General features: G+C 70.8%; 13 protein-coding genes and 1 pseudogene. 7 read left to right on the forward strand and 7 right to left on the reverse strand.

Translation table 11 applies throughout. The features are described from left to right. Positions 1 to 120: 120 nt before the first annotated feature. The gene (gene argF, locus ACIODU_RS16965; protein ID WP_161313114.1) at positions 121 to 1,128 is read left to right on the forward strand and encodes an ornithine carbamoyltransferase; all 1,008 of its coding nucleotides are present in this window, start codon (positions 121 to 123) and stop codon (positions 1,126 to 1,128) included. A gap of 125 nt (positions 1,129 to 1,253) precedes the next feature. On the opposite strand, the pseudogene ACIODU_RS16970 reads toward argF, so the two are convergent. Further along, positions 1,254 to 1,699 (reverse strand): annotated as a pseudogene (locus ACIODU_RS16970) (ATP-binding protein); the annotation flags it as partial. 237 nt (positions 1,700 to 1,936) lie between these two features. Between ACIODU_RS16970 and ACIODU_RS16975 the strand changes: the two are divergent. After that, positions 1,937 to 2,329 (forward strand): hypothetical protein, encoded by a 393-nt coding sequence (locus tag ACIODU_RS16975; protein WP_356423768.1) that lies wholly within the window; start codon positions 1,937 to 1,939, stop codon positions 2,327 to 2,329. Here the strand turns inward: ACIODU_RS16975 and ACIODU_RS16980 are convergent. Both ACIODU_RS16980 and htpX read right to left on the reverse strand, forming a co-directional pair. Beyond that, positions 2,310 to 2,927 (reverse strand): hypothetical protein, encoded by a 618-nt coding sequence (locus ACIODU_RS16980; RefSeq protein WP_356423771.1) that lies wholly within the window; start codon positions 2,925 to 2,927, stop codon positions 2,310 to 2,312. The genes ACIODU_RS16975 and ACIODU_RS16980 overlap by 20 nt on opposite strands. A 114-nt stretch (positions 2,928 to 3,041) precedes the next feature. Then, positions 3,042 to 3,950: a zinc metalloprotease HtpX gene (gene htpX, locus ACIODU_RS16985; RefSeq protein ID WP_161313111.1), complete on the reverse strand. Its 909-nt coding sequence runs from the start codon at positions 3,948 to 3,950 to the stop codon at positions 3,042 to 3,044. Between the two features lie 123 nt (positions 3,951 to 4,073). On the opposite strand from htpX, the gene ACIODU_RS16990 reads away from it, so the two are divergent. From ACIODU_RS16990 to ACIODU_RS17000, 3 genes are all read left to right on the forward strand, one after another. Then, positions 4,074 to 4,481, forward strand: a complete 408-nt coding sequence (locus ACIODU_RS16990) for a VOC family protein (protein ID WP_356423777.1) — start codon at positions 4,074 to 4,076, stop codon at positions 4,479 to 4,481. A gap of 99 nt (positions 4,482 to 4,580) precedes the next feature. Then, entirely contained in the window at positions 4,581 to 5,339 is a 759-nt protein-coding gene (locus ACIODU_RS16995; protein WP_401768223.1) for an HAD family hydrolase, read from the forward strand. Beyond that, positions 5,336 to 7,717, forward strand: coding sequence for a glycoside hydrolase family 65 protein (locus tag ACIODU_RS17000; protein WP_401768224.1), 2,382 nt, complete (start codon positions 5,336 to 5,338; stop codon positions 7,715 to 7,717). The genes ACIODU_RS16995 and ACIODU_RS17000 overlap by 4 nt, the downstream gene beginning before the upstream one ends. Positions 7,718 to 7,774: 57 nt before the next feature. On the opposite strand, the gene ACIODU_RS17005 is transcribed toward ACIODU_RS17000, so the two are convergent. Both ACIODU_RS17005 and ACIODU_RS17010 read right to left on the reverse strand, forming a co-directional pair. Further along, entirely contained in the window at positions 7,775 to 9,148 is a 1,374-nt protein-coding gene (locus ACIODU_RS17005; RefSeq protein ID WP_401768226.1) for a hypothetical protein, read from the reverse strand. A gap of 55 nt (positions 9,149 to 9,203) precedes the next feature. Continuing rightward, positions 9,204 to 11,309, reverse strand: coding sequence for a transglycosylase domain-containing protein (locus ACIODU_RS17010; RefSeq protein ID WP_401768228.1), 2,106 nt, complete (start codon positions 11,307 to 11,309; stop codon positions 9,204 to 9,206). A 444-nt stretch (positions 11,310 to 11,753) separates the two neighbouring features. On the opposite strand from ACIODU_RS17010, the gene ACIODU_RS17015 reads away from it, so the two are divergent. Both ACIODU_RS17015 and ACIODU_RS17020 read left to right on the forward strand, forming a co-directional pair. Further along, complete coding sequence (locus ACIODU_RS17015; protein WP_356423788.1) at positions 11,754 to 12,092, forward strand: MmcQ/YjbR family DNA-binding protein; 339 nt, start codon at positions 11,754 to 11,756, stop codon at positions 12,090 to 12,092. Between the two features lie 120 nt (positions 12,093 to 12,212). Next, positions 12,213 to 12,836, forward strand: coding sequence for a hypothetical protein (locus ACIODU_RS17020; RefSeq protein WP_401768230.1), 624 nt, complete (start codon positions 12,213 to 12,215; stop codon positions 12,834 to 12,836). 12 nt (positions 12,837 to 12,848) lie between these two features. Here ACIODU_RS17020 and ACIODU_RS17025 read toward each other — a convergent pair whose 3' ends face one another. Both ACIODU_RS17025 and ACIODU_RS17030 read right to left on the reverse strand, forming a co-directional pair. Then, a complete protein-coding gene (locus ACIODU_RS17025; RefSeq protein WP_356431088.1) occupies positions 12,849 to 14,378 on the reverse strand; it encodes a UDP-N-acetylglucosamine 1-carboxyvinyltransferase in 1,530 nt (509 codons plus the stop codon). Between the two features lie 161 nt (positions 14,379 to 14,539). After that, a complete protein-coding gene (locus ACIODU_RS17030) occupies positions 14,540 to 14,740 on the reverse strand; it encodes a DUF4236 domain-containing protein (protein ID WP_356431086.1) in 201 nt (66 codons plus the stop codon). Between the last annotated feature and the right edge of the window lie 16 nt (positions 14,741 to 14,756).

Genomic DNA, 14,756 nt, shown 5'->3' on the forward strand with positions numbered 1-14,756 from the left:
AACAGGCGGTCCCGACCAGGCGGTCCCGAACAAGCCGCCGTATAGCAATACGGCCCCTCGTATATAGTTCCAGCTTCTAGTGTTCCAGCCTCGTCCCGTTTCTCGTTCAGGAGCAGTCCCATGGCGATACACCTCGCAGGCCGCCACTTCATCAAGGAGCTGGACTTCACGGCGGACGAGTTCCGCGGCCTGGTCGCCCTCGCCGCCGAGCTGAAGGCCGCGAAGAAGGCGGGTGCCGAGGTCCAGCGCCTGCGCGGGAAGAACATCGCGCTGATCTTCGAGAAGTCCTCGACGCGCACCCGGTGCGCCTTCGAGGTGGCGGCGGCCGACCAGGGCGCCTCCACCACGTACATCGACCCGGCCGGCTCGCACATCGGGCAGAAGGAGTCGGCGAAGGACACCGCGCGGGTCCTCGGCCGCATGTACGACGCCATCGAGTTCCGCGGGGACGCCCAGGCGACGGTCGAGGAGCTGGCCGCGCACGCGGGCGTCCCCGTCCTGAACGGGCTCACCGACGACTGGCACCCCACCCAGATGCTCGCGGACGTGCTCACGATGACCGAGCACAGCGACAAGCCCCTGCACGAGATCGCCTTCGCCTACCTCGGCGACGCCCGCTTCAACATGGGCAACTCGTACCTCGTCACCGGCGCGCTGCTGGGGATGGACGTACGGATCGTCGCGCCCCGCGAGTACTGGCCGGCCGACGAGATCCTCACCCTCGCCCGGCAGGCCGCGGAGGTCAGCGGAGCCCGGCTCACCCTCACCGAGGACGTCACGGAGGGGCTGCCGGGCGCGGACTTCGTGGCCACGGACGTATGGGTGTCGATGGGGGAGCCGAAGGAGGTGTGGGACGTACGGATCACGGCCCTGCGCCCGTACGCGGTGACCATGGACGTGCTGCGCGCGACCGGCAACCCGGACGTGAAGTTCCTCCACTGCCTCCCGGCCTTCCACGACCTGGGCACGAGCATCGCGCAGGAGATCCACGAGCGGCACGGGCTCACCGAGCTGGAGGTGACGGACGAGGTGTTCGAATCGGAGCACTCGGTGGTCTTCGACGAGGCGGAGAACCGGCTGCACACGATCAAGGCGGTCCTGGTCGCCACGCTGGCGGACGCGTCCTGAGAGGGGACGAATCGTCCTGACCCGGCACGGTTCACCGGCCCGAGCAGGTCGGTTCCTCGCACGCCGCCAGGCACTCCGCTGTCCGCTCCAGGCACTCCGGCGTCCCCCGCGGCCCGCCCGCCCCGTGGACCTGGACCTCCGGCTGCTGGTCCACGGGCAGGGTGAACCAGACCGCCTTGCCCCGCTCGGTGACGCGGTGCCCGCAGTCCGAGCTGAGCGTGCTGATCAGCAGCAGGCCGCGCCCGTTCTCCGACCACAGGTCGGGCCACGGATCGGGGTCGACGGGCGGCCAGGGCAGCGAGTCGTCGCACGGCGGCGCGGGATCGCGGTCGTGCACCTCCACCTGGCAGCCGGTCGGCAGCAGCTCCACCACCAGTTCGATCCCGTCACCCTCCGTGTGCTTCACCGCGTTGGCGACCAGTTCCGCGGTCAGCAGTTCCGCCACGTCGCTGTCGGCCGGGGCGCGCAGATCCAGAAGTGCCGTACGGATCAGGGCACGGGCCATGGGCACGGCCGCCGCGCTGTGCGGCAGCGCGATGTGCCACGAGGTGGAGCCGGTGGGTTCGAACACGACAACAGGTCCGATCGAGGGACATGGAACACTTCTGGTTCCACCCTTACGGAGCGTGAAGGCCCGGACAAGGGGCCCCGGGCCGCAGCGAGCGGGACCTGCGGCTCTTCCGCGACGGGACCTTTGGCGGACGCCCCGCCGCCGGGCCGGCGGACCGCGGGCCCATACCCGGGCCTACCCGCGCTTTTCGGGGGTACCCGCAGGACACGATCCATACCGGTGCCCGGAGGGGAGTGCGTGGACGTGTACGGAACACAGCGGTGGCTGGAGCGCAGAAACGCCGAGCGCAACCTGGTACGCGGCAGGATCCCCGGGGACCCGCGCGAACGCGCGGCCCTGCGCCGGCTGGTGGCCCACCGGCGGCACAGGCTGGAGAGTCACCCCTGGCTGTTCGCCGTCCTCGTCCCCGCCCTCGCGGTGCCCCCGGCGCTGTGGGCGCTCCAGGGGCTGTGGTCCACGGCGCTGCTCATGCTGCTGTTCGGGGTCGTCTTCGGCAGCTGGGCGACCTGCGAGCGGCGGCGCAACCGCAGCCGGCTGCGGTTCCTGGACCGGGCGCTGACCGCCGCCGACACGGGCGCCCGCGCCCACCCCCGTACCACCCCTCTGGTCCTCACTCGCCGGACGGGCTGACGGCCAGTCCCGGCGCGCCCCAGACCGGGAACCACCGGCTCAGGTCGGACTCCATCCGCAGGTCGTCGCCGATCACGGCCTTGACCTGGAGTTCCCGCTGGCTGTCCCGTTTCTCGGAGCCGCCGGGCACCGGCGCGAACGGGTAGAACGTGCCGCGCTTGTACAGGTAGACCAGCGCGAGAGGCCGCTGCTCGGCGTCCTTGAAGCCGACCAGCGAACAGAGCAGCTGCGGCCCGAAGCCGCCGTCCTGGAGCAGCGTGTTCACCGCGTGGAGGTCGTTCACCAGGGCGCCGAGGTCGTCGGCCGGCTGCCGGGCGAGCAGCCACGTGTAGCCGTACCCGTCCTGGCTGAACTCCACCGGGTGGCCGCCCTGCCCGGTGTCCCGCCCGGCGTCCGCGTCCAGCAGCTCCCGTACGTCCTCCCTGACCCGGGCGAAGCTCCCGCCCTCGACCCCCGCGAAACACACGGAGCCGAGGCCGGTGGGGGTGAATCCGGCGCCCGCCTGGAGGGTGATCGCGGCGGACGGCAGGGCGAAGAGCTGGTCGAGATCGGGGCGGACCGGCTTGCTGCGGCCGAGGATGGTGTCGAGCAGACCCACGGGACCAACTCCTCCGGGCAAAGGGTGCGGGCGGCGGGGATACGAGAGCCACCGGCGTACGAGAAGCTGCCGGCGTACGAGAGCTGCCGGGGTCGAGCTACCGGCGTACGGGAGTCACCGCGCCAGCTCGGTCGAGATCCTGGCCAGCTGCTCCAGGCGCTGTTCCAGCGTCGGGTGCGACGAGAACAGCCGCCCCAGGCTGGCCTTGGAGGAGAAGGCGGGAGCGAAGAAGAACGCGTTGTACGGCTCCGCCTTTCGCAGGTCCTCCGTCGGGATCCGCGCCATGGTGCCGCTCACCTTCGTGAGGGCGGAGGCCAGGGCCGAGGGACGTCCGGTGAGCAGTGCGGCCGTACGGTCGGCGGACAGCTCGCGGTAGCGGGACAGCATCCGGGTCAGCAGGAAGCCGAGCACGTACACCACCGCGCTGGCCAGCGGGATCAGCATGATCGCCAGGCCGGCCGGGCCGGCGTCACGGCTGCTCCGGCTCACCCCGCTCCACAGCGCGATCCGGGTGATGACACCGGCCAGCACCCCCAGGAACGAGGCGATGGTCATGACGGCCACGTCGCGGTGCGCCACGTGCGACATCTCGTGCGCCAGCACCCCCTCCAGCTCCTCGGGCTCCAGCCTGCGCAGCAGCCCGGTGGTGGCGCACACCAGTGCCGTGCGCTCGCTGCGGCCGGTGGCGAAGGCGTTCGGGATGTCGCTGCGCGAGATGGCCACCCGGGGCTTCGGCATGTCGGCCAGCGCGCAGATCCGGTCGATGGCACCGTGCAGCTCGGGAGCCTCCTCGGGGGTGACCTCGTGCGCCCCCATCCCGAAGGCGGCTATGCGGTCGCTGAACCAGAACTGCGCGACGAACAGGGCGCCCGCGACGATCAGGATGATCGGCCACGCGCCCTTCAGCAGCGCGATCAGGACCCCCACGAGGACCACATAGAGCAGACCGATCAGGAACATGGTCGTCACCATGCGCGTGGTCAGCCCGCGGTCCGGAGAGTAGCGGGAGCGGGTACGGGTCATCGTGCGCCTCCAAGGGGCTGTCCTCTCCTCATTCTGCTCCTTCCGCGCCGAAACCGAATAAGGGGCGCATAAGCGGGTGCAAGGGTCGAGCGGGACCGGTGGGCCCGGCGTAGCTTGGTTCTCATGAAGCTGGCGTCCTGCGTGCTGTACGTGTTCGACCTCGACGAGTCCGCGAGCTTCTACCGCGACCTGCTGGGGCTCGAGGTCTCCCTGCGGACCACCACGGCGGCCCTGATGGTCGACGCGTCGTCGGGCTGTCAGCTGTATCTGCGGGCCCTCGGATCCAACGCTCCTCACACGCTCGGCGGTATCGGGCTCCAGTGCATGATCTGGACGGCGTCCGACGCCGGGGAGCTGCGGCGCTGCGAGGAGGTCCTCAGGAAGCGGGAGGCCCACGTGACCACAGGGCACGCCGAGGGGTTCGACTGGGTGGAAGGGCGTGATCCCAGCGACGTACCGGTGATGGTCAGCCACCCGGGCCCCGACGAGGTGCCCCGGCAGGAGATCATCACCCGCATTTACGCCTGGTGACCTCACTGGTGACACGGCTGGTGATCCGGCTGGTGACGCGGCGGGTGATCGCTTCGTGTGATTCATATGATCCGTGTGATTCGTGTGAAGGGCAGGACCATGACCGGAGAAGAATCCCCCGACCTCGGAATCCCCGCGCACATCCAGGCGTGCCTCTTCGACCTCGACGGCGTCCTGACACCCACCGCGGCCCTGCACGCGACCGCCTGGAAGACCACGTTCGACGGCTTCCTGGAACGGCGGGACGGGCCCGGTTACCGGCCCTTCGACAAGGTCGCCGACTACGACGAGTACGTGGACGGCCTCCCCAGGGCCGACGGGGTCCGCTCCTTCCTCGCCTCGCGCGGGATCGAACTGCCCGAGGGGAGCGCGGACGACCCGCCGGACCGCGACACCGTCCGCAGTCTCGGCGAGCGGAAGAACGACCTCCTCCTCCAGGACATCAGGACCAAGGGCGTCGAGGCGTACCCGGGCTCGGTCCGGTTCGTCCGCGCCGTCAAGGACGCCGGGATCCACCGCGCCGTCGTCTCGTCCAGCGCCAACTGCCGTGACGTCCTGATCGGCGCCGGCATCGAGGACCTGTTCGAGGTACGGATCGACGCGGGCGTCGCCCAGGAGCAGCACCTCGCGGGCAAGCCCCACCCCGACACCTTCCTCGCCGCCGCCCGCGCCCTCGGCGTCGCCCCGGAACACGCGGCCGTCTTCGAGGACGCCCTGGCCGGCATGGACGCCGGCCGCACCGGCGGCTTCGGCTTCGTCATCGGCGTGAACCGCACCGGCCAGGCCGAAGCCCTCAAGAGCCATGGCGCGAGCGTCGTCGTGGACGACCTCGCCGACCTGTTGGGAGAGCGGGCGTGATCAGTCATCCGCTGTACGCCGTCGAGCCGTGGTGCCTGCGCGAGACGGCCCTCGACCTGGACGCCCTGCCGCAGAGCGAGTCCCTCTTCGCCCTCTCCAACGGGCACGTCGGCTGGCGCGGGAACCTGGACGAGGGCGAACCGCACGGCCTGCCGGGGACGTACCTGAACGGGGTGTACGAGCTGCGCCCGCTGCCGTACGCGGAGGCCGGCTACGGCTACCCGGAGTCCAGCCAGACCGTCATCAACACCATCAACGGCAAGATCATCCGGCTGTTGGTGGACGACGAGCCCTTCGACCTGCGCTACGGCCGCCTGGGCCACCACGAACGGGTTCTCGACCTGCGGTCGGGGCTGCTGCACCGCACGGTCGAGTGGACGTCCCCGGCGGGCCGTACCGTACGGGTACGGTCCACGCGCCTCGTCTCGTTCACCCAGCGGGCCATCGCCGCGATCGCCTTCGAGGTCGAGGCGGTCGGCGCCGAGGTCAGCATCGTCCTCCAGTCGGAACTGGTCGCCAACGAACAGCTGCCGGCGGCCGGCGGGGACCCCCGGGCGGCGGCCGCCCTGGAGTCACCCCTCGTCCCCGAGGAGCACTACTCGGACGGGCGGCGGCTGCGGCTGGTGCACCGCACCGAGCGCAGCGGGCTGCGGGTGGCCGCGTCCGCCGACCACGTCGTGGAGGGGCCCCGCGAGACCGGTGTCTTCTGCGAGAGCGGCGACAACCTGAGCCGGGTCACCTTCACCGGCGACGTGGGCCCCGGCGAGCGGCTGCGGCTGGAGAAGTTCGTGGCGTACGGCTGGTCGGGCAACCGCTCGCTGCCCGCCGTGCACGACCAGGTGGACGGCGCCCTCGCCGCCGCCATGGGGACCGGCTGGGCGGGCCTGGTCGCCGAGCAGCGCGCCTACCTTGACCGGTTCTGGCGGCAGGCGGACGTCGTGGTGGAGGGGGACACCGAGATCCAGCAGGCCGTACGGTTCGGGATGTTCCACACGCTCCAGGCCGGCGCCCGCGCGGAGAGCCGGGCCATCCCCGCCAAGGGGCTGACCGGCCCCGGCTACGACGGCCACAGCTTCTGGGACACCGAGAGCTTCGTCCTCCCCTCGCTGACCTACACCGCCCCCAAGGCCGTCGACCAGGCCCTCAGATGGCGGTTCTCCACCCTGCCCGCCGCGCGGGAACGGGCCGCCCAACTGGGCCTGAAGGGGGCGGCGTTCCCCTGGCGGACCATCAACGGCGGTGAGTGCTCGGGCTACTGGCCGGCCGGGACCGCCGCCTTCCACATCAACGCCGACATCGCCGACGCCGTCGCGCGCTACTCCGCCGCCTCCCACGACGAGATGTTCGACCGGGAGGTCGGGGTGGAACTGCTGGTCGAGACCGCCCGGTTGTGGCGCTCGCTCGGCCACCACGACCACACCGGCGTGTTCCACATCGACGGGGTCACGGGACCCGACGAGTACAGCGCCGTCGCGGACGACAACACGTACACGAACCTGATGGCGCAGGAGAACCTGCGCGCCGCCGCCGACGCCTGCGACCGGTATCCGGAGGACGCCGTACGGCTCTCCGTGGACACCGAGGAGAGCGCCTCGTGGCGCGACGCGGCGACCCGCATGGCCCTCCCGTACAACCAGGACCTGGGCGTCCACGAACAGTCGGCGGGCTTCACCGCCCACCAGATGTGGGACTTCGCCTCGACGGGGGAGGACGACTACCCCCTCCTGCTGCGCTTCCCGTACTTCGACCTCTACCGCAAGCAGGTGGTGAAGCAGGCGGACCTGGTGCTCGCCCTGCACGTGCGCGGCGCCGCCTTCACCGCCGAGGAGAAGGCCCGCAACTTCGCCTACTACGAGGCGATCACCGTACGGGACTCGTCACTGTCGGCCTGCACGCAGGCCGTCATGGCCGCCGAGACGGGTCATGTGCAGCTGGCCTACGACTACTTGGGGGAGGCCGCGCTGATGGACCTCGCCGACCTGGAACACAACACCCGGGACGGTCTGCACATCGCGTCCCTGGCCGGCACCTGGATCGCGCTCGTCTCCGGCTTCGGCGGGATGCGCCACCACGGCGACACCCTCGCGTTCGCCCCCCGGCTGCCCGAACAGCTCAGCCGCCTCGCCTTCAACGTACAGATCCAGAAACGCCATCTGCGGGTGGAGATCAGCGGGTCGAAAGCGGTGTACTCGATGCCGGAGTCCGACGGCGAGGCCCTGGAGATCAGCCACTACGGCACGCCTCTGACGGTCTCGCCCACGTCACCGCAGACGCGGGACGTGCCGAAACGGGTGGAGCGCCCCGAGCCGCAGCAGCCGGCCGGCCGGCGGCCCGCCCCGCGCGGCGGGCGGCCCGAGCCCAGGCCGGTCGCCGACTGACCCGGGGCGCCTGTCCGTTCGCGGCGCCCCTCACCCGCCTCGCCCGCCTCACCCGCCTCAGCGGACGATCGACTTCCACAGCGGCTCCTGCGCCGGGTCCAGATTCCTCAACTGGGCCAGGACAGCGGGGTCCTGGGCGTCCATCCAGTCCGCCAGCTCACGGAAGGACACACACCGCACCCCCTCGCGCGGGCACACGTCACGCATGACGTTCTCCACGGCGTCCATGTAGATGCCGCCGTTCCACTCCTCGAAGTGGTTGCCGATGAACAGCGGGGCCCGGCTGCCGTTGTAGACCCGCTCGAAGCCGTTCTTATAGGCGTCCTGGGCCTGCTGGCGCCAGGTGGCCCACTGCGCCGGATCGCCGTCGGTGCTGCCGTCCGACTGGTTGTAGAGCAGGTTGAAGTCCATGGACAGCACCTGGAAGTCGCCCTGGGGCCACGGCAGGAGCTGGAGCGGGAAGTCCCAGACCCCGTTCTTCTTGGCGGGCCAGATCTGGAAGTCCCCGGCCGAACTGGCGTCGTAGCGCCAGCCGGCGCCCTTCGCGGCGGGCAGCAGGGTCTTCTGCCCCTCCAGGCACGGCGCGCGCCCGCCCGTGAACTCCCGGTCCGGGTCGAAGGGCAGGGGTGGCAGATCGGTGAAGCCGGTGTTCGTCTTCCACTTCTTGACGAAGGACACCGCCTGGTCGATCTCGCTCGTCCACTCGGCGCTCGACCAGTCGCCGCCGCCCTTCGTGCCGCAGAAGTGCCCGTTGAAGTGCGAGCCGATCTCGTTGCCCTCGGTCCACGCCTTCCCGAGCTGGTCCAGGGTGTCGCGGATGTGCTGGGGGGTCGGGTACGAGATGGCGGACGCGCCCGTCGCGTGCCGCGGCGGCTTGTAGAGCTGCCTCTTGGACTCCGGCAGCAGGTAGATGCCGGTGAGGAAGAGGGTCATGTGCGCGTCGCTCTCCTTCGCGACCTGGCGGAAGCGGGAGAACAGCTTGTCGTCGCCCTGGAGCGCGCCGTCCCAGGAGAACACCACGAACTGGGGCGGTTTTTCACCGGGTTCCAGGCGCTCGGGCTTCAACTGGCCCGGCTGGGGGCCGGTGTAGGAGGTGGAACCGTCCCCGAGCACCTCGGTCTTCCCGTCCCACTCGTCCTCGTCCCCGGCCTTCTTCCCCCTGCCGTTCTCCGGCGCGGAACCGGCCTGGGCCCCGGCGCGCGAGGCGTCGTCGGCCCGCGCGGCGGGGGAGTCGGCGGAGCCACCGCTGACGAGCGGGGCCGCCGCGGCGGCCGCCGCGCAGGCCAGGACCACACCGAGGAACACCTTGGCGCGGAAGGCGGTGCGGGGCCGCGCCGCGCGCCGGGCGGCGCGGTCACGGCTCCGGCGGCTCCCGCGGCTCCCGGAGTTGTCCGGGCTCTCGGTTCGGTCGCTACGGTCGGTGCGGCTCACGGCGGCCTTCACTTCCTGGGGGATTCGGCACGGCTGCGCGGGGGACGGCGTCCCGTCATTCCCCGCGCCCGGCAACGGACTTCAGGTAGTCGGACCAGATCAGGCCCGGGTACGTCAGATCGGCGTCCTCGGCCCCGCCGAGGCCCGTGACGGGCAGCGGGGTGACATTCCTCAGATCCATCCGGTAGACGACGACGGCCGTCGCCTCCCGGGCGGTGTAGCCGGTGAACCAGCCCGCCGTGCGGTCCTCGGTGGTGCCCACCTTGCCGGCGGTGTCCGGCACCGGTTCCTCGCCGGACGCGGCCGCGGTCCTCTGGTACGCGGCCCGCAGGGCGTCCGTGACCTGCCCGCTCACCTCGGCGCCGAACACCCGGTCCTTCCGGGGGGAGGCCAGCTTCACCGGCTCGCCGTTGCGGGTCACCCGTACCACCGAGTACGGCTCCGCGTGCACACCGCCCGCGGCGAAGGTGCCGTACGCGCTCGCCATCCGGATCGCGCTCGGGGTGGAGTTGCCGAGGGAGAAGGCCGGGACGCGCGGTCCCAGACCGGCGCCGAGCAGCCCGGCGTCCTGGGCGGCCCGCGCCACCCGGTCGAGTCCGACGTCCATCCCCAGCTGGAGGAAGGGGGTGTTCGCGGACCGGGCCATCGCGTCGTGCAGACTCAACCGCCCCCACGACAGGCCGCCGTCGTTCTTCCCCTTCACCACCTTGCCGTTGCGGTCCCAGTACGGGCCCTCGGGGGTGAGGACGGGCAGATCGTTGTCGGCGTCGTACACGGAGTCGGGGGACACCGGCGTACGGGGCGCGCCGCGCTCACGCCGTATCCCGTCCCGCAGCGCGGCGGCGTACACGAACGGCGTGAACGCCGAACCCGCCCGCACCGTCACGGCGTTGGCCTCGTTGAACCCCTGGGTGAGGAAGTCGGGACCCCCGTACACCGCGAGGATCCGCCCGTCGGGCGCGACGGACGCGGCGCCGGTGCGGGCGTATCTGTCCTTGGGCTTCTTCGGGTCGAAGCCCTTCCGGACCTCGCCCACCGCGCTCGCGAGGGCCGTCGTGCGCCGCCGGTCGAACGTGGTGTAGATCTGGTAGCCGCCCAGGTCGAAGGCGGCGTCGGAGATCTTCCCGGCCTTCTGGAGGTACGTCTTCGCCAGCCCGACCAGATAGCCCGGCTGCCCGCTCTCGGTGGAGGTGCGGGGCGGGGCCTTGGGTTCGGGGAAGTGCGTGTAGGCGGCCCGCTGCTCCGCCGAGAGCACCCCCGTCGTCACCATGCGGTCGAGGATCCAGCTCCACCGGTCCAGCGCCCGCGCCCGGCTCTTCGCGCCCAGCGCCGGGTCGTACAGGGAAGCACCCTTGAGGAGCGAGGCGAGGAACGCCGCCTCGCTCGGGTCGAGTTCGCTCACCTCCTTGCCGTAATAGGCCTGGGCGGCGCGCTGGATGCCGTACGTTCCCCGCCCGAACCAACTGGTGTTGAGGTAGCCCTCCAGGATCTGGTCCTTGCTCAGCCGGTTGTCGACCTTGACCGCGAGCAGCAGCTCGTCGAACTTCCTCGACGCGGTCTGATCATGAGTCAGATAGGCGTTCTTCACGTACTGCTGGGTGATGGTCGAGCCGCCCTGGGTCTCCCCGCCCGTGATCATCCGGCCCACGGCGCGGGCCATTCCCGAGAGGGACACCCCGGGGTCCGAGTAGAAGTTCGCGTTCTCGGCGGCCAGTACGGCTCCCCGGACGTGGTCGGGAACCTTCGACAGCGGCATCTCCTGCCGCTGGACCCACCCGCTGCGCGCCAACTCCGTGCCGTCCGCCCAGTAGTAGACGTTGTCCTGCTGGGTGGCGAAGGAGTTGAGCTTCTCCGGGATGCGCGTCTCGGCGTACGCGTAGGCGACAAAACCACTGAGGCCGGCGAGGGCCAACCCGAACAGGGAGAGGGACTGACGCCACGACGGCAGCCATCGGCGGACCCCGGAGCGGCCCGTCCGCGGATAGTCGGGGCGCCGGAGCCGCGCGGCCCGTTCACCGATCCGCCACAGGAGCTGCCACGCCCCGGCGGTCGCGGCCCGCCCCGCTCCCCGCCCCGCTCCCCGCCCCGCTCTCCGCCCCGCCGCCGGTCTCCGGCGCGCGCCCCCGCGCCGGCCCTTCGCGTCCTCCGGCTCCGACGTCACGCGCGGGCTCCTTCGCGTCCGCCGGAGCGACCGCGAGATCTGGCTGCCACCTCCCCGGCGGGGAGCGGCGTGCGACAGGCGTGGCGGAGTATGTGCTGCATACCTGCGGGATTCCTCACGGGAGTACGTGGCCGGGCAACCGGCGTGCCGGGCCGCCGGGTTGACGCGTGCGGTCGGGTTGGCGCGTGCGGTCCGACGATGGCCCCGCGACGGCCGCGCTTCGCGCGGCTCGCGGCGCGGCCGGGACGACAGGCCCCGGTCGTGGTCATGAACAGCCCTTCTCTGCGCCGGCCCTCAGCTCATTGACGCGCCGGACCCGGCCCGATGTTTCACCAGGGCCCCGCGCCGAGGGGGAAGACGCGTGCGCGCGTCCGCGCGTTCCGCGAAGAAGCTGTGAATTTCCGGCGGCCGCGCCGCCCGTCCCGTCCGTCTAGAGTGGTCGCCGTGACCGACGCCGACGATGTCCGCCGTATCGCCCTCTCCCTCCCGGAAACGGTGGAGAAGGAGGCGTGGCGCATGCCCACGTTCCGGGTGGCGGGGAAGATGTTCGTCACCATCCCCGACGACCAGTCGTCGTTCGCGGTCCGCTGCCCGCGGCACGAGCGCACGGAACTGATCGCGGCCGAACCGGAGAAGTTCTGGGTGCCGCCGCACGAGGCGAGTTCGGCGTGGGTACGGGTACGACTCGGCGCACTGGACGACGCGGACGAACTGCGCGACATCCTGACCGACTCCTGGAAACAGGCAGCCCCCGACCGCCTACGGGAAACCTTCCGCCCCTGACCCCGTCCGCCGGGCCGGAGAAGGCGACGGTGGCCGAACCGACCAGGGCCGCCGGTCGCTCGTACGGCCGACTTCGCCTGACCGACAGACGTGACCGCGCTGTGTTGCGACACTACTTGGATGGTCGACATCACCGCCCAGCTGCTCACGCGGGCGCTCCACAAGGCAGGCGAGTCCTTCGCTCCCAACGAGCTCGCCTACCTCGCTCTCACGTCGAAACCGGAGCACCCGCTCCGCGACCGCATGGCGTGGGTCCTGCACACCGGCCTACCGGGATGCATCGCTGCCCGCGAGTGGAGTCCCCACGGGGACCGCGCACGCACTGACCTCGCGATCCTCGACGAAAGCACCCATGAAGCACTGGCGCTGGTGGAGACGAAGGCCGCCTACACCTTCGACTTTGCGCAGGAGGGCCGGCAAACGGTCGACAAATACATGCGATACGTGGCAGATGACCTGGCCAAGGCTCGTGCCGCCGGCGGCAGCCGCACGCGAGTCTTCGCTCTCCTGCTGCTGACCCATCCGGCGAGCGCACCCGTCCAGCTCACACCAGTGGTCAAGTACGGCCCAGAGATAGCCCGTTCCTTGTGCGGGCGAAGCGCCACCGACCTGGCCGACACCGCACGCGAGATCGTGTGCAGCCGCCTGAACACGATGGGGTCAGTGACGGACGGCACACTCCCGGCAGGGACGGCCTTCGGCATCGACGTGGCCATCAACTACTTCCTCGTCTCAGCACAGTAGACGGGTTACTTCTCAGATGTCCCTGAAGATCTCGATCTGCGCGCCCACCGAGTTGAGGCGTTCCGCCAGGTCCTCGTAGCCCCGGTTGATGACGTAGACGTTGCGCAGGACCGACGTGCCCTCCGCCGCCATCATCGCCAGCAGGACCACCACCGCGGGGCGCAGGGCCGGGGGGCACATCATTTCTGCGGCGCGCCAGCGGGTGGGGCCCTCTACCAGGACCCGGTGCGGGTCGAGGAGTTGGAGGCGGCCGCCCAGGCGGTTGAGGTCCGTGAGGTAGATCGCGCGGTTGTCGTACACCCAGTCGTGGATCAGCGTCTTGCCCTGGGCCACCGCCGCGATCGCCGCGAAGAACGGCACGTTGTCGATGTTCAGGCCGGGGAAGGGCATCGGGTGGATCTTGTCGATCGGCGCCTCCAGCTTGGAAGGCCGTACGGTCAGGTCGACCAGGCGGGTACGGCCGTTGTCCGCCGCGTACTCCGTCGTACGGTCGTGGTCGAGCCCCATCTCCTCCAGCACCGCCAGCTCGATCTCCAGGAACTCGATCGGCACCCGGCGGATCGTCAGCCGCGACTCGGTGACCACCGCCGCCGCGATCAGGCTCATCGCCTCGACCGGGTCCTCGGAGGGGGAGTAGTCGACGTCCACGTCGATGTTCGGCGTGCCGTGCACGGTGAGGGTCGTCGTACCGATGCCGTCTACCCGTACCCCCAGCGCCTCCAGGAAGAAGCACAGGTCCTGGACCATGTAGTTGGACGAGGCGTTGCGGATGACGGTCGTGCCGTCGTGGCGGGCGGCGGCCAGCAGCGCGTTCTCGGTCACCGTGTCACCGCGCTCGGTCAGGACGATCGGGCGGTCCGGCGCCACCGTACGGTCCACCTGCGCGTGGTAGAGCCCCTCGGTCGCGGCGATGTCGAGGCCGAAGCGGCGCAGCGCGATCATGTGCGGCTCGATCGTGCGCGTACCGAGGTCGCAGCCGCCGGCGTACGGCAGCCGGAAGGTGTCCAGGCGGTGCAGCAGCGGGCCGAGGAACATGATGATGGAGCGGGTACGGCGGGCCGCCTCGGCGTCGATCGCCTCCATGTCCAGCTCGGCGGCCGGCACGATCTCCAGGTCCACGCCGTCGTTGATCCAGCGGGTGCGCACCCCGATGGAGTTCAGCACCTCCAGCAGCCGGAAGACCTCCTCGATCCTGGCCACCCGGCGCAGGACCGTACGCCCCTTGTTGAGCAGCGAACCGCAGAGCAGCGCCACACACGCGTTCTTGCTCGTCTTGACGTCGATGGCACCGGACAGCCGGCGCCCGCCGACGACCCGCAGATGCATCGGTCCGGCGTACCCGAGCGACACGATCTCGCTGTCGAGCGCCTCACCGATGCGCGCGATCATCTCAAGGCTGATGTTCTGGTTGCCGCGCTCGATGCGGTTCACGGCGCTCTGGCTGGTGGCCAGTGCCTCGGCGAGCTGGGTCTGGGTCCAGCCCCTGTGCTGCCGGGCGACGCGGATGAGCTTGCCGATGCGTGCGAGGTAGTCGTCTGCCATAGAGGCAGGCTATATCAGCTGTGAGATAGGAACGGGGCCGGGGTGGGCCGTTGGAGTGATGCACCAGGTGCATGTCCGATGGTCGCCGCCCCGGCCCCGCCCCGCCACCGGGGTCCGCCGTACGGGTGTGTCTCCGCCGCGTCTCCGCGCCGCCCCGCGTGTCAGCTCTTCTTGGTCCTGGTGGTCTTGCGCCAGCCGAACGGACCCGGCAGGTCCATCGACGTCGTCTGGCGTCCCGTGCTGCTCGACGTGTGGCGCGGCCCGTGCTTGCCGCCGCCCGTGGTGACGGACCAGGAGCGGCGGTTGATGTTGAGCCGCACCCCAGGCAGGATCCGGAAACTCTTGCGGAACGTGATCGGCATCGTGCGCCTCCTCTGT

It is taken from the genome of Streptomyces sp. NPDC088261, from assembly GCF_044740805.1.
Taxonomy (GTDB): domain Bacteria; phylum Actinomycetota; class Actinomycetes; order Streptomycetales; family Streptomycetaceae; genus Streptomyces.